Below are 16,432 nucleotides of genomic sequence, written 5' to 3'. Positions count from 1 at the left end.
TCATGCACGGATCAATCGCCGCCGGTAAAGCCCCTGCCGAGCATGGCTCGGCACTACAGGTGCGCGGGGAATGCCCCTGCCGAGCATGGCTCGGCACTACAGGGGTCCGGCTTTATTCCGCTTCCGGCGCGACGTAGCCGGCCGGCTTTTCCGCGCCGCCGGCGAACAGGTACTTCACCAGCTCTTCCTCAAGGAAGGCGCGGTGCTTCGGGTCGCGCGGCGATAGCCGGTTCTCATTGATCAGCATGGTCTGGTGCGCCAGCCATGCGGCCCAGGCCTGCTTGCCGATGTTGGCGAAAATGCGCTGACCCAGTTCGCCCGGATAGGGCACGAAATCCAGACCCTCGGTTTCGCGTTGTTCGTATTGGCAGAAGACGGAGCGGGGCATGGTGGTGTCCTGTCGAATCAATGTGCCGGATGACGATCCAGCAGTTTGCGGATGGGGGCGGGAAGGCCGAGTGCGGCCAGTTCGTCACGCGCTACCCAGCGTAGGTCGGCATTGTCACCGACCTTGGACTTGAGTGCGACCTTGCGCAGGTGCAGCGGCTGCAGGTGCAGGCGGTAATGGCTGAAGGTGTGCACGATCAGCGGCAGCTCGTTGGCGTTGTCGTAATCGCCCTTCACCGTGGCGGCGAACCATTCGCGTAGTTCGGTGTCGGTCTCGGCCTGCGGCAAGGTCCACAGCGAGGCCCAGATACCGGTGGGGGGGCGCTTGAGCAACAGGATGCGGCCTTGAGCATCTTCCAGCAGCAGCGCACTGGCCTCGCGTTCGGGCAGCACCTTGCTGGGTTTGGGGGTTGGCAGCGCATCGACCAGACCCTGCGCATGCGCGGCGCAACTGTTCTGCAGCGGGCACAGGATGCAGGCGGGCTTTGCCCGCGTGCACAGGGTGGCGCCGAAGTCCATCTGCGCCTGGGTGTAGTCGGCCATGCGCCCGGCCGGTACCTGCGTGACATGGGCCTGGGCCTGCGCCCACAGTTGTTTCTCGATCGCGGGCAGGCCGGGAAAGCCGCTGATGCCGTGATAGCGCGTCAAGACGCGCTTGACGTTGCCATCGAGGATCGCGAACGGGTCGTTCCAGGCCTGGCTGAGGATGGCGCCGGCGGTGCTGCGGCCTATGCCGGGCAGGGCGAGCAGGGCATCGAAATCGCGCGGCAGTTCGCCGCCGTGCAGCTCCACGCATTGCCTGGCTGCGGCATGCAGGTTACGGGCGCGCGCGTAGTAGCCCAGGCCGGCCCAATGCGCCATCAAGGTATCGTTGTCGGTCGCGGCAAGGTCGGCCAGCGTCGGGAAAGACTGCACGAAGCGCTGGAAGTACGGGATGACCGTGGCGACCTGGGTCTGCTGCAACATGATTTCCGACAGCCACACCCGGTAGGGCGAGCGCGGATGCTGCCAGGGCAGATCGTGGCGGCCGTGCTGGTCGAACCAGGTCAGGAGTTGGCTGGGGAAGTTGGGCATGGGCTCGCAGGCGATGGCTGGCGATTGCAGCTAGTCCCTTCTCCCGTTTACGGGAGAAGGTGCCCCGGAAGGGGCGGATGAGGGGAGCTCTTGCTTCTGCTCGTAGAGCTTACCCTCACCCCAACCCCTCTCCCGGCGGGAGAGGGGCTTTGGATCAGTTGCCGCCCAGGGCCTGCGGCAGCAGCGCGTCGACGAAGGCTTCGGCGTCAAACACGCGCAGGTCTTCCGGGCGCTCGCCGATGCCGGCGAAGCGGATCGGGATGCCGAACTCGCGGGCCAGTGCGAATACCACGCCGCCTTTGGCGGTGCCGTCCAGCTTGGTGACCACCAGGCCGGTGACACCTGCAGCGGCGTGGAACTGGCGCAGCTGCGAGAGCGCGTTCTGGCCGGTGGTGCCGTCGATCACCATCAGCACTTCGTGTGGCGCGGTGTCGTCGATCTTGCCCAGCACGCGGCGGATCTTGCTCAGCTCATTCATCAGGCCGGTCTGGGTGTGCAGGCGGCCGGCGGTGTCGGCAATCAGCACGCTGGTGCCGCGCGCCTTGCCGGCCTGCAGGGCATCAAAGGCGACCGACGCCGCATCGGCGTTCTGGCCCTGGGCGACTACGGCCACGCCGTTGCGCTCGCCCCAGATCTGCAGCTGGGCAACGGCGGCGGCGCGGAAGGTGTCGCCGGCGGCCAGCATCAGGCTATGGCCCTGGTCCTTGAAGCGCTTGGCCAGCTTGCCGATGGTGGTGGTCTTGCCGACGCCGTTGACGCCGACGGTAAGGATCACGAATGGTTTTGCATTGGTGTCGATGACCAGCGGCTTGGCGACCGGCTGTAGTAGTGCGATCAGGTCGGCACGCAGTGCCGCCAGCAAGGCGTTGGCGTCGGCGAACTCGCGCGACTTCATCCGCTTGCGCAGGTTTTCCACCAGCGCGGTGGTGGCCGACACACCGACGTCGGCGGTGATCAGGGCGGTTTCAATCTCGTCGAGCAGGTCGTCGTCGAGCTTGGGGTTGCGCGAGAACAGGCCGCCGAAGCTGCGCGCGAAGCTGCTGTTGCGCAGGCGGTCGCGCCAGCCGAGCTTGCCGGCCGGGGCAGCGGGTGCGGCGTTGGCTGGAATCAGCGCTGCGTCGGAGTCGTTGGCGTTGCTGATCTCGGCCACAACGGGTGCGGGTGCTGCAGGTGCAGGTGTCGGGGCGGCAAGGGCGACGACGACAGGTTCGACAATCGCAGGCGAGATTGCAGGCGAGGGTGATTCGGCGGCAATGGGGGCTGCGGCCGGCATGGCTGCGGCGACAGGCGCGGCTTCGACTTCGACTTCGACAGCCTGCTCAGGCGTGGCTACGGGTGCGGCGGCAACTTTAGTTGCCGGTGCTGCCACGGGTACTTCGGCCGGTGCTTGCGCGGCCTCGGTCGGCGTCGGTTCTGCTGGCAGGGGGGCCTGTGCCGAGGGTGCTTGTGGGAAGGCGGCGGCCAGTTCCTCGGCGCTCAGCGTGGACGGCTTGGCGGGCTGTTGGGCGTCGTCGGTCTTTTTGCGGCGGAAAAAGCTGAACATGGAAGGGATTGAGCTGAAATTAGCGGCAAATGGTACCACTTTGGGTGCTAATGCTTTGCGAGATTTATGGCGAGTGTGATCGCGTCTCAGGTGACATGGTTGATGCGCTGAGCAATGCGGTGCACTGTATACGGGCCAAAACAAAAAAGGGGGGGGCTGTGAGCGCAAAAAAGAAGATAGAAGAGAAGTTTTCTAAGTCGCAAGATGCATTGGTGTTGCAGCAATCTGACCTTTCACTTCAGTCGATCGCCGATATGGTGAGAAGTGGGGCAATTGATATTAGTCCTAAATATCAGCGCAGAGAGCGTTGGTCCACTGAGAAAGAGTCCGGACTAATTGAATCGTTCTTATTGAACATTCCTGTTCCTCCCATTTATCTTGCTGAAGATGAATACGGAACATACTCGGTTATCGACGGGAAGCAGAGAGTTACCGCAATCGAGAAGTTTTTGAGTGGATCACTTGAACTTGTTGGACTGGAGAAGTTTTCCGAAGTTGATGGGGCAACTATTAATGATTTGCCTGGTTCTTTGGTTAATGCACTTAAGATTCGTCCATACCTCCGCGTAGTTACGTTGCTACGGCAATCAGACGCGGACCTAAAGCACGAGGTCTTTCTGCGCCTAAATAAGGCGGGCGTGGCGTTGAACTCTCAGGAAATTAGAAATGTGGCGTTTAGGGGGGGCTTTCAATGACATGCTATTTGTATTGTCCGAAAACGCGTATCTTTCCGGGCAACTGAAGGCTACGAGAGGGTCTAAGATATATCGTGAGATGACGGATGTGCAGTATGTCCTTCGTTTTTTCACGGTTAGAGAGTACTGGTCAAATTTCTATGGAAACATGGATGCCGCCATGGATAAATATATGGCGGCTAACTATCGCGCGAAAAGTGCGAAAATAAAAGAGTGTAAGGCTCTGTTTTCAGCTGCAATCGATTTTTGCCGGGTAGTTTGGGGTGCGGGGGGGTTTAAGAAGCCAAGCGGGAACAGTCGAGTCCTTCAAGGGTTTTATGATATTCAAATGGTGTGTTCATCCCTTCTGACCGATGCGGAGCGAGCTCGGGCGATTGCTCGCAAGGCAGATGTCAGAGCTGGGTTGGAAGATTTGTTGAGGCAAGATTCAGATTTTTTGGAGTCTGTTTCGCAATTTACTTCCAATTCCAAAAATGTGCTCTATCGAATTTCCACTTTCACGGATTTTCTCCGGAGTATTTGATGACCGCCAAGGATGAATTTTTGCTGCGCCTTGAGTTTATGGGTGCCGCTAAAGATTTGCCTGCTGTTATTGATGTGGGCATTGCGAAGGATGTTCATAACGGTGTGGCGAATTTACTCAGGAAGGGCTTGGCAATTGTCTCATTTAACATTCTTGAGGATTTCATAAAGCGTCGAGCTGGTGAGGCTCTCGATTTTTTGTCGGAAAGTGGTGTTGAATTTTCTAGACTGACAAAGGATATGCAGGAGGCGGCCATTTTGGATACGCTTTCATCCTTGTCATTTCGGGCTAAGCTAGAGAAAAAGAATGGGGGGGATAATTGGAAGTCTTTGATTCAAGATGAGGCTCTTAAAATTCATTCGACCGGGCAGGCTAAATATAGATTGTCTTCTTTATCCTTGGCATCTTCGGGTTCCAATGTTCAGCCGGCGGATGTTACCTCTATTCTTTCTGCTTTTGGGATTAAAGGGGGGTGGGGGGTGATAACTTCGGTTGTAACGAGGCTGGGTGGAGGGCTTCCTGATGCAGGGCAGGCGTACCGGAATGCTTTTGAGCGGAGGCACAGTTCGGCTCATTCCGCAGATTACCAGTACGCACATGCGTGGTTGGCATCTCTAAAGGATGAGATGGTTGCTCTAGCAGCGTCGTTAGACGTTCTTTTGGCTGCGAGGTGTCGGCAGGTAAAGTCTAACGTGGCGAAGGAAGTTGAATCTCACAATATAGATGACGCACTGAAGTTTAGATTCTTGGAGGAATCGGGGTCATTCTATCGTCAGACTTCAGATATTGGAGGATCTTCAAAGAAAAATTGGCCTAGCCTCTCTGTTGCGCTCGCTGCAATGCGTCCTACGTTGCAGGAGCGCGGGGAGTTTTTAATTGTTCTGGATGCAGGAAGGCGCATTAAAGACTGGTACGTGAATTAGCTTTAGATTATTTAATCTTTGGATTCTGATTTTATGCGGCGCTCCCGCGGTGAGAGGGTCGGGAGATGTAAGGGGCGAGGCAATAACGTAGTGATTCTAAATGTGAATCCACTATGTTTAGATGCCCCCTCCCTGCTGGCGAGGGTGGCAGGGAGGGGCCGTTTTGTGGTTTGGACTCAGGCCGACAGTTCCAGCAGCAGCTTGTTCAGGCGGCGGACGTAGCCGGCCGGGTCCTTCAGGCTGTCGCCAGCTGCCAATGCCGCCTGGTCGAACAGGACGTGAGCCAGGTCGTTGAAGCGGTCCATGTCGGGCTCGGCATCCAGCTTCTCGATCAGCGGGTGGCCCGGGTTGAACTCGAACACCGGCTTGCTGTCCGGCACCTTCTGGCCGCTGGCTTCCAGGATCTGACGCATCTGCAGGCCCAGGTCCTGTTCGCCGATGGCCAGGATCGCCGGCGAATCGGTCAGACGGTGGGAGACGCGGACTTCGGCCACTTCCTCGCCCAGCGCGGTCTTCAGGCGCGTGGCCAGTCCTTCCTTGGTCTTGGCGACTTCTTCCTGTGCCTTCTTGTCCTCTTCGGTCTCCAGCTTGCCCAGGTCCAGGTCGCCACGGGCGATATCGACAAAGGACTTGCCGTCGAATTCGTTGAGGTAGCTCATCAGCCACTCATCGATGCGGTCGGTCATCAGCAGCACTTCGATGCCCTTCTTGCGGAACACCTCCAGGTGCGGGCTGTCCTTGACCTGCTGGTAGCTCTCGCCGGTCAGGTAATAGAGCTTGTCCTGGCCCTCGATCATGCGGCCGACGTAATCGGCCAGCGCCACGCTCTGCTCGCCGCTGCCGTCGTGGGTGGAGGCGAAGCGCAGCAGGCCGGCGACCTTCTCGCGGTTGCCGTAATCCTCGGCCGGGCCTTCCTTCAGCACCTGGCCGAAGTTCTTCCAGAAGCCGGCATAGTCCTCCGGCTTGTCCTTGGCCAGCTTTTCCAGCATGTCCAGCGAACGCTTGGTCAGCGCCGACTTCATCGAGTCGATCACCGGACCGGACTGCAGGATTTCACGCGACACGTTCAACGGCAGGTCGTTGGAATCGACCACGCCCTTGATGAAGCGCAGGTACAGCGGCAGGAACTGCTCGGCCTGGTCCATGATGAAAACGCGCTGCACATAGAGCTTCAGGCCCTTGGGTGCGTCGCGGTGGTACAGGTCGAACGGCGCGCGGCCCGGGGTGTACAGCAGCGAGGTGTATTCCAGCTTGCCCTCGACCTTGTTGTGGGTCCAGGCCAGCGGGTCGGTGGGGTCGTGCGCGATGTGCTTGTAGAACTCCTTGTACTCCTCGTCCGTGATCTCGGACTTGGCGCGGGTCCACAGTGCGTTGGCGCGGTTGACGGTCTCCCATTCCGGCGTGGCCGGCTTGTCGGCGTCCTCACCGTGGTGTTCTTTCTGCAGCTCGATCGGCAGGCCGATGTGGTCGGAGTACTTCTTGATAAGGCTGCGCAGCTGCCAGCCATCGGTATAGCTGTCTTCGCCTTCCTTCAGGTGCAGCACGATGCGGGTGCCGCGCTCGGGCTTGTCGATGGTCTCGACCTCGAACTCGCCTTCGCCCCTGGACGACCAATGCACGCCTTCGCTGGCCGGCAGGCCGGCGCGGCGGCTGTAGACGTCGACCTGGTCGGCCACGATGAAGGCCGAATAGAAGCCCACGCCGAACTGGCCGATCAGGTTGGAGTCCTTCTTCTGGTCACCGGACAGGTTCTTCAGGAACTCGGCGGTGCCGGACTTGGCGATGGTGCCGAGGTGGGCGATGGCTTCATCGCGGCTCAGGCCGATGCCGTTGTCGTCGATGGTCAGGGTGCGCGCGGCCGGGTCGGCCTCGATGCGGATGCGCAGCGGCGCGCCGCCTTCAAGCAGCTCGGGCTGGGTCAGCGCTTCGAAACGCAGCTTGTCGGCGGCGTCGGCGGCATTGGACACCAGCTCGCGCAGGAAGATTTCCTTGTTCGAGTACAGCGAGTGGATCATCAGGTGCAGCAGCTGCTTCACCTCGGTCTGGAAACCGCGGGTTTCCTTGTGATTCGGGTTGGTCATCGGTCGGGTGCTCCGTTGCTGATGGGGCGCGCAGCTGCGCGACGGCTGCAGCTTGGGTAAGGGTGAATGGGCCGATTTCAAGTCAGGCGCGGCCGGGGTGGGCGCTGGTCTATCATCTGCAGCACTTGAAGCTGGTGAACCCGGGTTGCCGATGTATTTGATTTGCCGCGTTTTGTCCTTGGTTTTGCCGGTGCGGGCCGGATGAGTCCGGCCCGAGGCAAGGCGCCGGTCGGCACCGGCCAGGTGCGCATCGTCGGTGGCCGCTGGCGAAATACCCGTTTGCAGGTGCCTGAATTGCCGGGTCTGCGTCCGACCAGCGACCGGGTCCGCGAGACCCTGTTCAACTGGTTGATGCCCAAATTGCCGGGCGCGCGTGTCCTGGACCTGTTTGCCGGCAGCGGCGCGCTGGGCCTTGAGGCGGTATCGCGGGGGGCGGCATCTGCCCAGTTGGTGGAGCGCGACCCGCAGCTGGTGGCGGCGCTGCGTGCTGTGGTCGGGCGGCTGGGGGCGGGGGAACAGGTTGAGGTGGTTGCCGGTGATGCGCTGCAATGGTTGGGTGCTGCCGCTCCCGCGCAGGCCGATGTGGTGTTCCTGGACCCTCCTTTTGCCGGCGGCTTGTGGGACCAGGTGATCGCACGCCTGCCCAGGCATCTGGCCGCCGACGCCTGGTTGTACCTTGAGGCGCCGGTTGATGCGGCATTACAGCTGCCTGCCGAATGGCAGCTATGGCGCGAGGGCAACACCCGTGAGGTGGCCTATGCCCTCTACCGCCGGGCCGCTGCTACACTTCGCGGCGACATGAACGCGACCGAACCCGCATGACTTCAGCCAATCGCCGCATCGCCGTATACCCGGGCACTTTCGACCCGATCACCAATGGTCACATCGACCTGGTGAACCGCGCCGCGCCGCTGTTCGAGAAGGTGGTGGTCGGCGTGGCGCAGAGCCCCTCCAAGGGCCCGACGCTGCCGCTGGAGCTGCGTGTGGCGTTGGCGGTGGAAGCGCTGCAACACCACGACAACGTGGAAGTGGTCGGCTTCGACACCTTGCTGGCCCACTTCGTGCGCTCGGTGCACGGCGGGGTGCTGCTGCGTGGTCTGCGTGCGGTGTCCGATTTTGAGTACGAATTCCAGATGGCGAGCATGAACCGCCACCTGATTCCGGAGGTGGAGACGCTGTTCCTTACCCCCTCCGAGCAGCACAGCTTCATTTCCTCCTCGCTGGTGCGTGAAATCGCGCGGCTTGGTGGGGATGTCTCCGGTTTCGTGCCGGCCACTGTGCTTGAGGCGTTGCGCAAGGCCCGCGAAGCGCGCGGGCAGTAAATCTTTTCAGTAACACCACTTTTCAACGGGAGAACGATCATGAAGAACACGATGCGCGTGCTGCTTGCCGCCTCGATGGTGCTGGCTGTAACGGCCTGCAAGAAAGAAGAAGCACCGGTAGTCGAAGCGCAGCAGGCGCTGGTCGCCCCGGCCAAGGATGACGACGCGGGTTGGAAGAAGTACCTGCAGGCAGTTGCGGTGCAGAACATGGGCAACATCACTGCAAGCCCGTTCCTGTATTACCTGCCGCCGGCATCGGATCCGGAATTCGCCGCCAAGTACGACCGCCAGGTCGAGAGCGCCACCACCGCCATCGGCCGTGGCATCCAGCCGGGCAACATGCTGGCTTTCGGTTCGTCGAACTCGGCCAAGATGGCCGACCTGATCGAAACCGGTTTCAAGGACGTGCAGGCTGACTCGATGAAGGGCGTGCGTGTGGTGTTCATCGGCGATGCCGCTGACAACGCCCGCGTGCAGACCATCGTCAAGCCGACCGGCGCCGACTACATCTTCGTCGAAGCCAAGTGACGCACTGGCGCGGGGCCGCGTAGCGGCTCCGCCTTTGCCAGCGCGTCATCCCCGCGAAGGCGGGGATCGCTCTGGCTGTTGCTCTAGCTTCTGCTCTGGCTCGGGTTTTGGCTTCTGTTGTAGGTCTGCTCTGGCTTGAGCCCTGTTCCAGCTGGCGCGGGGCCGCGTAGCGGCTCCGCCTTTGCCAGCGCGTCATCCCCGCGAAGGCGGGGATCGCTCTGGCTGTTGCTCTAGCTTCTGCTCTGGCTCGGGTTTTGGCTTCTGTTGCAGGTCTGCTATGGCTTGAGCCCTGTTCCAGCGGGCGCGGGGGCGCGTAGCGGCTCCGCCTTTGCCAGCGCGTCATCCCCGCGAAGGCGGGGGTCGCTCTTGCCGTTGCCCCAGCTCCCGTCTGGCGTAAACAGGCAATGCTGCGCAGGCCCGGCCCCAACAAAGCCGGCATTCACACACGCAGAACGCTGTGGAAGCAATGTCTTGGGCCCCGGCAAAACCAGTATCCGGTAAGCTTGCTGTCGGCGCTGCCCCTGGCAGGCCATGAACAGCAGGACCGATGAACCGGCAGTCGCCGGTTGCAAGCCCCGCTCCGACGGGAACACCGCAACAATGTCACTCAAAATCAATGAGCTCTGCGTCAACTGCGACGTCTGCGAGCCCGCCTGTCCCAACCAGGCCATCGCAATGGGCGAGACGATCTATGTGATCGATCCGGCCCGTTGTACCGAATGTGTCGGTCATTTCGATGAGCCGCAATGCGTGGTGGTGTGCCCGGTCGAATGCATCGATCCGGACCCGGAGATCGTCGAAACCGAAGACCAGTTGCTGGCCAAGCTGGCCGGCCTGCGTCGTGATCACCCTGAGTTTTACCAATCGGAGAATCCAACGGCATGAAACTCGTTGCCCGTTCCCTGCTGCTGTTCGCACTGGTGCTGCCACCGGCTGCGTGGGCAGCCGATACCGCGCCGGCGCGTGCCGCACATCCCGATGGCGCGGCGATCGCCAGTGGCCACGCGCTGGCCACCCAGGCCGGCATGGAAATCCTTGGCAAGGGCGGCAATGCGTTCGATGCCGCGGTAGCCGTTTCTTCCACCTTGGCCGTGGTCGAGCCGATCAGCTCGGGTTTGGGCGGTGGCGGGTTCTTCCTGCTGCACGACGCCAAGACCGGCAAGGACCTGATGCTGGATGCGCGTGAAACCTCGCCCGAGTCCGCAACGCCCGAGCAGTTCCTGGACAAGAATGGTGAGCTGGACCGCGACCGTTCGGTCAATGGCCCATGGTCAGCCGGTATTCCAGGTCTGCCGGCAGCGCTGGTGAAGCTGGCGCGCGAGCATGGCAAGCTGCCGCTGCGCGAATCATTGGCACCGGCAATCCGCGTGGCCACCGATGGTTTCCCGGTGTATGCACGCATGGCCCGTGGCTATGCCACCCGCCGCGAAGTCATGGACCGTTACCCGGGGACCCGTGAGGTCTACCTGCGCAACGGCAAGCCGATTGCCGAGGGCGATATCTTCAAGCAGCCGGAGTTGGCGCATACGCTGCAGCTGCTGGCCGCCAACGGCTTTGATGGCTTCTACCGCGGTGAGACCGGGCGCAAGCTGCTGGCCGGCGTGAAGCAGGCCGGTGGCCGCTGGACTGCCGAGGAACTGGCCGGCTATACGGTCAAGACCCGTGAGCCGATCGTGTTCAACTACCGTGGCTGGAAGATCACCACGGCCTCGCCGCCATCCTCCGGCGGTATCGCGCTGGCCTCGATGCTGCAGATCCTGGAGCCCTGGGATCTGGCCAAGATGGATCAGGCACACAGCACCCACCTGGTGGTGGAGGCGATGCGTCGTGCCTATCGTGACCGTACGTTCTTCCTCGGTGATCCGGACTTCGTCGACATCCCGCAGAAGGTGCTGACCAGCCGTGATTATGCGCAGGGCCTGCGCGCCACCATCCATCCGGAAAAGGCCACCCCCAGCGACCTGCTGTCGGGCAACCCGACGCCGCTGGAAGATGACGAGACCACGCATTTCTCCATCATCGACAGCGAAGGCAACCGCGTTGGCGGCACCCAGACGGTGAACCTGCTGTACGGCTCGGGCCTCATTCCGGCGGGCACCGGCGTGCTGCTGAACAACGAGATGGACGACTTCGCGCTCAAGCCGGGTACCCCCAATGCCTTTGGCGTGATGGGCTATGAGGCCAATGCGCCGAAGTCGGGCAAGCGCATGCTCAGCTCGATGACGCCGACCTTCATGGAAAACGATGACAAGGTCGTGGTGATTGGTACGCCGGGTGGTAGCCGCATCATCACCATGGTCCTGCTTGGCATCCTCGGCTATGACGCCGGTCTGGACGCACAGCAGGTAGCCGCCTTGCCGCGCTATCACCACCAGTGGTTGCCGGATGAGATTTCGGCGGAAACCGGCGCGTTCTCGCCGGAAGTCGCCAGGCAGCTGCAGGCGATGGGCCACAAGGTTGAACTGCCGGGTGACTCGGCCGAAGGCGGACGCGGTTCCAGCCATGTCTGGGGCAACCTGCAGACGGTGGAGTGGGACCGGCGCAGCAATGTGCTCAGTGGCGGCAGCGATCCGCGCAACCCGGTGGGCAGTGCCGAGGTTCGCAAGTCGGGCAAGGCTGACTGAGGACAACAGGAAACCCCGCTTCGGCGGGGTTTTTATTCGGCTGCGGGAAAGGCGTTGGCTTTTGATCTTTGCCGTCATTCCCGCGAAGGCGGGAATCGCTTTGGCTTCGCTTTACAGTCGTCATTCCCGCGAAGGCGGGAATCGCTCCTGCTCTGGTTCTTGCAGTTGCGTCTCCGCTTGGGGGAACGGGCGGGTGAGGGCTGAGTTAAACGGGCGAAGAGCGAAGATCGAAAGGCGAAGGGCAAGAGCGATTCCCGCCTTCGCGGGAATGACGGCATGAGAGCAGGGGCAGGACCAAACCGAAACCCAAACCACGGCCCTTCGGCGCCCCGCCGCCGCCAAACATCACGTAACAGCGCGTTTCCTATCTGCATCGACCGCCCGTCAATTATCCGCCGCCGATTCCTTGCGAATATTTAACGCGCTGCGGGTAGAATTTTTCATATGAAACTATGGTCGATTCGCGGTAACTCGCAAAAACTCGATGGCGGTGCAATGTTCGGCAACGCCCCCAAGGCATTGTGGGAACGGTGGGCGCCGGCCGATGACGCCAACCGCATTGAACTGGCATGCCGGGCGTTGCTGGCCAGTCCGTTGGGGGGCAAGACCGTATTGTTCGAAACCGGCATCGGTGCCTTCTTCGAGCCCAAGTTGCGTGAGCGCTACGGTGTACAGGAGCCGCGCCATGTGCTGATCGATTCGCTGCGTGAAGCAGGCTTCGAGCATGAAGACATCGACGTGGTGGTGCTGAGTCATCTCCATTTCGATCACGCAGGGGGCTTGCTGGCACCGTGGTCGGAAGGTCGCGAGCCGGAGCTGTTGTTTCCCAATGCGACCTTCGTGATCGGCGCGGAACATTGGGAGCGGGCCAAGCATCCGCATCCGCGTGATCGGGCCAGCTTCATTCCCGAGTTGAGCGGATTGCTGGAAGCCAGTGGACGCCTTGAGATCGTCAGCGGCGCCTATTCGAAAGCGCTGGGCGAATCGGTGCGTTTCAGCTTCAGTGACGGTCACACGCCAGGCTTGATGCTGGCCGAGATCGTCGGCCCCGAGCGGGTCAACGGCCAGCCGCGCGGCGGCGTCGTGTTCTGCGCGGATCTGATCCCGGGGCGCTCCTGGGTACATGTGCCGATCACCATGGGCTATGACCGCAATGCCGAGTTGTTGATCGACGAGAAGCGGGCGTTCCTTGAGGACAAACTGGCGCGCAACGTGCATTTGTTCTTCACCCATGATCCGCAGTGCGCAATGGCGCAGGTGGTGCGTGATGAGAAGGGGCGCTTTGCGACCGCTCATGAAGTCGGCGAGTTGAAAGCGCGGACCCTGGCCGCCTGAGCTGACCAACGGCAGCTGAAAAAACTGACTTCCGGCACTGATTCCGGAAGTCTTCAAAACCGACATTGGTCCCATCATCCAGATCGGGGCAATGTCTTGAAACTTCCTTCTCTGCTGCAACGTGCCGGACTCGCCGTGCTCATGCTGTTGGGGCCGGCAGCTATTGCGCTGGCGGCTCCCAGCCAGGTACTGCCGCTACAGGTCAGTGCCGAGCGCTCCACCACGCTGGCGATCTGGGAACCGACGCAGGTGCGCGGCGTCGTGTTGTTCTCATCCGGACATGGGGCCTGGCCCGAACGCTACGATCGCCTGCTGCGGTCGTGGGCGGATGCCGGATTCGTGGTGTTGGCGCCGCTGCATGTGGATTCGATGAAGTATCCGGAGCGTGAGCGTTTCTCGCTGCAGCAGGGTTTGAGCGAACGGTTTGCCGACATGCGCGCGGTCAGCACTTACGCGGCGGCGCATTGGCCGGGAAAGCCGGTTGCCGCGACTGGCCATAGTCTGGGGACCTTGATTTCGGCAGCGCTGGGCGGCGCCCTGAGCGGGCTTGGGCCGTTGCGTGACCCATCGGTCGTGGCTGTGCTTGGTTTTTCCTCCCCGGGGCGCATTCCGGGCCTGATCAACGAACAGTCGTATGCCTCATTGGCAGTGCCGCTGTTGCTGGTCACGGGGGACAAGGACCTGGTGCCGGGCTTCGTCAGTGACCCGGTGGACCATCTCTATCCCGTGGAAACGGCGCCTGCCGGCGACAAGACCGGCGTGGTGCTTGCCGGCGGCGATCACAATCTGATCGGCGGAGAAGCGGAACTCCTGTTCGAGCGTGCTCGCGATCTGGGGACCGCATTCCTGCGGGCGCAACTGCTGCAGGATGAGCAGGCGCGGGAGGTATTGGCGGCACCCACTCCCGCGGATGAACGTTGGCTGCGCCGTTGATGTGCGGATACGGGGCGATCAGTGATCTGGCAGCGGAGAAGGGCGCTTGAGCCGCCCTTCATTCCACCCGTGTGACGGCGCCTGCATTGCCGTGGCAAGCACCCGCAGGAATGCCGTCAGTGAATCGCGAAGCTGATCGCATAGGTCGCGCGGCTGCCGCGGCGGGCCGCCGCACGCACCTGATACACCTGCACGGTATAGGTTCCGGAGGCGGACAGTACGCCGTGCCAGTCCTGCCCCTCGCTGCCACTGCCAAGAGCCGTGGCAACGCCGGGAATGTCGTCGGGGGCGTAGATATTGAAACCGACGTTGCTGTTGCCGGTCAGGCTTATCCGCATGGATTGCCCGGCTTTGGCAGCCAGCGTGTAGTTCACGCTGTCGTAGCCCTGCAGGCTGTGGGTGGTGCTGAAACTGCTCGTGCCCTTTGCAAACTGGACGGGCGTGGTGGTGACCTTGTCGGCGCCACTGGCGGTGGGCATGGCAACTGCCAGTGCCGCTGCCAGGGCCAGGAAAAGTGCGCGTTTCATCGTATCCACCTTTCGGGCAGGGTGATCGTGGCGATCTTCAACGGGCAGGTTGCGAGGGTCAACCGATCCGGGTACCAAAGATGCGGTCACCGGCGTCGCCCAGGCCCGGCATGATGTATCCCTTTTCGTTGAGGCGCTCGTCAATGGCGGCGGTATATACCTCCACGTCCGGATGTACGGCTTCCAGTGCCTTCAGGCCTTCCGGTGCGGCGACCAGGAAGATGCCCTTGATGCGCCGGGCGCCGGCCCGCTTGAGCATGTCGATGGTGGCGATCAAGGTGCCGCCGGTGGCCAGCATCGGGTCCAGGATCAATGCATCGCGTTCTTCAAGGCGGCCGGTCAGGCGCTCGAAGTAGGGTACGGGCTGCAGGGTTTCTTCGTCGCGTTGCAGGCCGACAACGCTTACGCGCGCGGCGGGAATCAGCGACAGTACGCCGGTCAGCATGCCCAGGCCTGCACGCAGGATAGGCACCACGGTGATCTTGGCGCCGGCAATGCGCTGCACCTGCACCGGCCCGGCCCAGCCGTCCATGGTGTGGCTCTCGGTTTCCAGGTTGGCGGTGGCCTCGTAGGCCAGCAAGGTACCCAGTTCATTGACCACCTCACGGAAATCCTTGGTGCTCATGGAGGCGTCGCGGAGCAGGCCGATCTTGTGCTGGACCAGGGGATGACGGACTTCGACGATTTTCATGGGAGTGATCGAGCAGGAGGGGGCTGCCATTTTAGCGCCCCGGTGCGTGTACCTTGTGGAGTCGAAGAGGGAGCCCAAGGAAAACAGGCGCATGTGCAACCCGGGGATTGCCAGGCTGGCAGTGTTGCTGCTCGCAATGTGGACGGGGCATGGGAACGCCCTGCCGGTGCTGCCGCCATTGGAGCAGGAGGTGGTCAACCCCGGCGAAGTGATCTTCCGCAATGGCGTGGCGTACATCGATCTGGGGCATGGTCGCCTGGAGCCGCTGCGGCGGCGACAGCAGGACGGGGCGTACTACCGGATGGTCCGTTACGACGCGGAGTTCGGCTATGTCCGGGCCCCCGATGCGATGGCGTACCCGGACGTGGATGTTGACTCCATGGCAAGTGCGCGAAGTTCCCGTGCGGCGTCGGTTGCTGGCTCCCATGACATTGAAAGCCGCATAAAAGGCCGCTTTGAAGGATGGACGGGAAGAACCTTGTTCCTGTTGGAGAACGGGCAGATCTGGCAGCAGACCGACGGGCGCGTGCAGCGCGCGTTTGGCAGCTCTCCGCGGGTAACGTTGAGGCGGCGGGCTGGTGGTCATGAGATGTCGGTTGAAGGCGTGTCTGCCACGGTCGCGGTACGACAGCGCTGATGACGCGCGCGGTCCAACAGGAGCACACATGCGGGCAATGACATGGATGGCTGTCGTGGGGGTGTTGCTGCCACGCCTGGGTTGGGGCGGGGAGTGCCATGTGGCCAGCGTGCTTGCACCCGATCGTCTGGAGGGACGCCAGGGCGAGATCATTGCCTTGGCCGATCGTAGCGTGTGGGAAGTCACGGCTGGCCCCGGCTACATGGACAGGCCCCGGGGCGAGGTGATCGTATGCCCGTCGAGCAATGAGATGGGGGTGGGCGCCGAGGTGCTGCGGATACGCACGGTGGAGCGTTCCGCTTCAGCCCGTATCGAGAATGCCATCCGTATCGAATCGGTGATCAAGGGCAGGTTCAACGGATGGAGCGGGAAAACCGAGTTCGCACTTGCCAATGGACAGGTCTGGCGGCAGGTGCGTGGGGGGCATTCTTCCGGGTCGAAGGATGACCCCAGGGTATGTCTCACCCGAAAGGCAGATGGCGTCTACGAAATGCAGGTGGAAGGTTTCGTCAGCAGGATTGGCGTGATCCGTATCAGGTGACTGCGGCGTCAGGCAATGCGGAATGCCGCCTGCGGCCCGCCTCGTCCGGGCAACGATTGGCAAACCAT

Annotated in this window: 18 protein-coding genes; 12 read left to right on the top strand and 6 right to left on the bottom strand. The window is 61.9% G+C overall.

The window, feature by feature from the left end; translation table 11 throughout:
- Positions 1–112: 112 nt before the first annotated feature.
- The 3 genes from ACVOLQ_RS10780 to ftsY form a co-directional block, all read right to left on the bottom strand.
- Positions 113–388 carry an oxidative damage protection protein gene (locus ACVOLQ_RS10780; protein WP_312369868.1) on the bottom strand — a complete coding sequence of 92 codons (276 nt, stop codon included), beginning with the start codon at positions 386–388 and terminating at the stop codon, positions 113–115.
- Between the two features lie 17 nt (positions 389–405).
- Positions 406–1,461 (bottom strand): A/G-specific adenine glycosylase, encoded by a 1,056-nt coding sequence (gene mutY, locus ACVOLQ_RS10775; RefSeq protein WP_481527994.1) that lies wholly within the window; start codon positions 1,459–1,461, stop codon positions 406–408.
- A 154-nt stretch (positions 1,462–1,615) separates the two neighbouring features.
- A complete protein-coding gene (gene ftsY, locus ACVOLQ_RS10770; protein ID WP_481527993.1) occupies positions 1,616–3,004 on the bottom strand; it encodes a signal recognition particle-docking protein FtsY in 1,389 nt (462 codons plus the stop codon).
- A 95-nt stretch (positions 3,005–3,099) separates the two neighbouring features.
- On the opposite strand from ftsY, the gene ACVOLQ_RS10765 reads away from it, so the two are divergent.
- From ACVOLQ_RS10765 to ACVOLQ_RS10755, 3 genes are read left to right on the top strand one after another with little or no spacing between them, the layout of a single operon-like run.
- On the top strand, positions 3,100–3,699 hold the full coding sequence (locus tag ACVOLQ_RS10765) for a DUF262 domain-containing protein (RefSeq protein ID WP_481527992.1): 600 nt from the start codon (positions 3,100–3,102) through the stop codon (positions 3,697–3,699).
- Complete coding sequence (locus ACVOLQ_RS10760) at positions 3,671–4,222, top strand: hypothetical protein (RefSeq protein ID WP_481527991.1); 552 nt, start codon at positions 3,671–3,673, stop codon at positions 4,220–4,222. Before ACVOLQ_RS10765 ends, ACVOLQ_RS10760 begins: the two co-directional genes overlap by 29 nt.
- Positions 4,222–5,145: a hypothetical protein gene (locus ACVOLQ_RS10755; RefSeq protein ID WP_481527990.1), complete on the top strand. Its 924-nt coding sequence runs from the start codon at positions 4,222–4,224 to the stop codon at positions 5,143–5,145. The genes ACVOLQ_RS10760 and ACVOLQ_RS10755 overlap by 1 nt, the downstream gene beginning before the upstream one ends.
- A gap of 176 nt (positions 5,146–5,321) precedes the next feature.
- Here the strand turns inward: ACVOLQ_RS10755 and htpG are convergent, their stop codons facing one another.
- The gene (gene htpG, locus ACVOLQ_RS10750; protein WP_481527989.1) at positions 5,322–7,226 is read right to left on the bottom strand and encodes a molecular chaperone HtpG; all 1,905 of its coding nucleotides are present in this window, start codon (positions 7,224–7,226) and stop codon (positions 5,322–5,324) included.
- A gap of 201 nt (positions 7,227–7,427) precedes the next feature.
- Between htpG and rsmD the strand changes: the two genes are divergently transcribed.
- The 7 genes from rsmD to ACVOLQ_RS10715 all read left to right on the top strand — a co-directional run bounded on the left by rsmD (position 7,428) and on the right by ACVOLQ_RS10715 (position 13,968).
- Entirely contained in the window at positions 7,428–8,048 is a 621-nt protein-coding gene (rsmD, locus tag ACVOLQ_RS10745; RefSeq protein ID WP_481527988.1) for a 16S rRNA (guanine(966)-N(2))-methyltransferase RsmD, read from the top strand.
- Complete coding sequence (gene coaD / locus ACVOLQ_RS10740; RefSeq protein WP_282268816.1) at positions 8,045–8,548, top strand: pantetheine-phosphate adenylyltransferase; 504 nt, start codon at positions 8,045–8,047, stop codon at positions 8,546–8,548. Before rsmD ends, coaD begins: the two co-directional genes overlap by 4 nt.
- A 39-nt stretch (positions 8,549–8,587) precedes the next feature.
- The gene (locus ACVOLQ_RS10735) at positions 8,588–9,076 is read left to right on the top strand and encodes a hypothetical protein (RefSeq protein WP_057629976.1); all 489 of its coding nucleotides are present in this window, start codon (positions 8,588–8,590) and stop codon (positions 9,074–9,076) included.
- Positions 9,077–9,676: 600 nt separating this feature from the next.
- A complete protein-coding gene (locus tag ACVOLQ_RS10730) occupies positions 9,677–9,961 on the top strand; it encodes a YfhL family 4Fe-4S dicluster ferredoxin (RefSeq protein WP_313169765.1) in 285 nt (94 codons plus the stop codon).
- On the top strand, positions 9,958–11,700 hold the full coding sequence (ggt, locus tag ACVOLQ_RS10725) for a gamma-glutamyltransferase (protein WP_313169766.1): 1,743 nt from the start codon (positions 9,958–9,960) through the stop codon (positions 11,698–11,700). Before ACVOLQ_RS10730 ends, ggt begins: the two co-directional genes overlap by 4 nt.
- Before the next feature lie 444 nt (positions 11,701–12,144).
- Positions 12,145–13,035 (top strand): MBL fold metallo-hydrolase, encoded by an 891-nt coding sequence (locus ACVOLQ_RS10720; protein WP_313169767.1) that lies wholly within the window; start codon positions 12,145–12,147, stop codon positions 13,033–13,035.
- A 96-nt stretch (positions 13,036–13,131) separates the two neighbouring features.
- Positions 13,132–13,968 (top strand): alpha/beta hydrolase family protein, encoded by an 837-nt coding sequence (locus ACVOLQ_RS10715; protein ID WP_481527987.1) that lies wholly within the window; start codon positions 13,132–13,134, stop codon positions 13,966–13,968.
- A gap of 116 nt (positions 13,969–14,084) precedes the next feature.
- On the opposite strand, the gene ACVOLQ_RS10710 is transcribed toward ACVOLQ_RS10715, so the two are convergent.
- On the bottom strand, positions 14,085–14,495 hold the full coding sequence (locus tag ACVOLQ_RS10710) for a g-type lysozyme inhibitor (protein ID WP_313169771.1): 411 nt from the start codon (positions 14,493–14,495) through the stop codon (positions 14,085–14,087).
- A 58-nt stretch (positions 14,496–14,553) separates the two neighbouring features.
- Positions 14,554–15,186 (bottom strand): uracil phosphoribosyltransferase, encoded by a 633-nt coding sequence (gene upp, locus ACVOLQ_RS10705; RefSeq protein ID WP_313169773.1) that lies wholly within the window; start codon positions 15,184–15,186, stop codon positions 14,554–14,556.
- A 91-nt stretch (positions 15,187–15,277) separates the two neighbouring features.
- On the opposite strand from upp, the gene ACVOLQ_RS10700 reads away from it, so the two are divergent.
- Together ACVOLQ_RS10700 and ACVOLQ_RS10695 are read left to right on the top strand one after the other, a co-directional pair.
- Positions 15,278–15,823, top strand: a complete 546-nt coding sequence (locus ACVOLQ_RS10700) for a hypothetical protein (protein ID WP_481527986.1) — start codon at positions 15,278–15,280, stop codon at positions 15,821–15,823.
- Between the two features lie 28 nt (positions 15,824–15,851).
- Positions 15,852–16,364, top strand: coding sequence for a hypothetical protein (locus ACVOLQ_RS10695; RefSeq protein WP_481527985.1), 513 nt, complete (start codon positions 15,852–15,854; stop codon positions 16,362–16,364).
- Positions 16,365–16,432: the final 68 nt, after the last annotated feature.

The organism is Stenotrophomonas sp. STEN031 (assembly GCF_056759975.1).
Note: the sequence above shows the minus strand (reverse complement) of the source record. Positions and strands in the feature narration are given on the sequence as shown.

Bases quoted from the DNA above. Each gene is read 5' to 3' on its own strand.
- ACVOLQ_RS10700 (WP_481527986.1), top strand. From the start codon at position 15,278: ATGTGCAACCCGGGGATTGCCAGGCTGGCAGTGTTGCTGCTCGCAATG.
- ftsY (WP_481527993.1), bottom strand. From the start codon at position 3,004: ATGTTCAGCTTTTTCCGCCGCAAAAAGACCGACGACGCCCAACAGCCC.
- coaD (WP_282268816.1), top strand. From the start codon at position 8,045: ATGACTTCAGCCAATCGCCGCATCGCCGTATACCCGGGCACTTTCGAC.
- mutY (WP_481527994.1), bottom strand. From the start codon at position 1,461: ATGCCCAACTTCCCCAGCCAACTCCTGACCTGGTTCGACCAGCACGGC.
- htpG (WP_481527989.1), bottom strand. From the start codon at position 7,226: ATGACCAACCCGAATCACAAGGAAACCCGCGGTTTCCAGACCGAGGTG.
- rsmD (WP_481527988.1), top strand. From the start codon at position 7,428: ATGAGTCCGGCCCGAGGCAAGGCGCCGGTCGGCACCGGCCAGGTGCGC.
- ACVOLQ_RS10710 (WP_313169771.1), bottom strand. From the start codon at position 14,495: ATGAAACGCGCACTTTTCCTGGCCCTGGCAGCGGCACTGGCAGTTGCC.
- ACVOLQ_RS10780 (WP_312369868.1), bottom strand. From the start codon at position 388: ATGCCCCGCTCCGTCTTCTGCCAATACGAACAACGCGAAACCGAGGGT.
- ACVOLQ_RS10765 (WP_481527992.1), top strand. From the start codon at position 3,100: ATGGTTGATGCGCTGAGCAATGCGGTGCACTGTATACGGGCCAAAACA.
- ACVOLQ_RS10720 (WP_313169767.1), top strand. From the start codon at position 12,145: ATGAAACTATGGTCGATTCGCGGTAACTCGCAAAAACTCGATGGCGGT.
- ACVOLQ_RS10695 (WP_481527985.1), top strand. From the start codon at position 15,852: ATGCGGGCAATGACATGGATGGCTGTCGTGGGGGTGTTGCTGCCACGC.
- ACVOLQ_RS10755 (WP_481527990.1), top strand. From the start codon at position 4,222: ATGACCGCCAAGGATGAATTTTTGCTGCGCCTTGAGTTTATGGGTGCC.
- ACVOLQ_RS10760 (WP_481527991.1), top strand. From the start codon at position 3,671: ATGTGGCGTTTAGGGGGGGCTTTCAATGACATGCTATTTGTATTGTCC.
- ggt (WP_313169766.1), top strand. From the start codon at position 9,958: ATGAAACTCGTTGCCCGTTCCCTGCTGCTGTTCGCACTGGTGCTGCCA.
- ACVOLQ_RS10735 (WP_057629976.1), top strand. From the start codon at position 8,588: ATGAAGAACACGATGCGCGTGCTGCTTGCCGCCTCGATGGTGCTGGCT.
- upp (WP_313169773.1), bottom strand. From the start codon at position 15,186: ATGAAAATCGTCGAAGTCCGTCATCCCCTGGTCCAGCACAAGATCGGC.
- ACVOLQ_RS10730 (WP_313169765.1), top strand. From the start codon at position 9,677: ATGTCACTCAAAATCAATGAGCTCTGCGTCAACTGCGACGTCTGCGAG.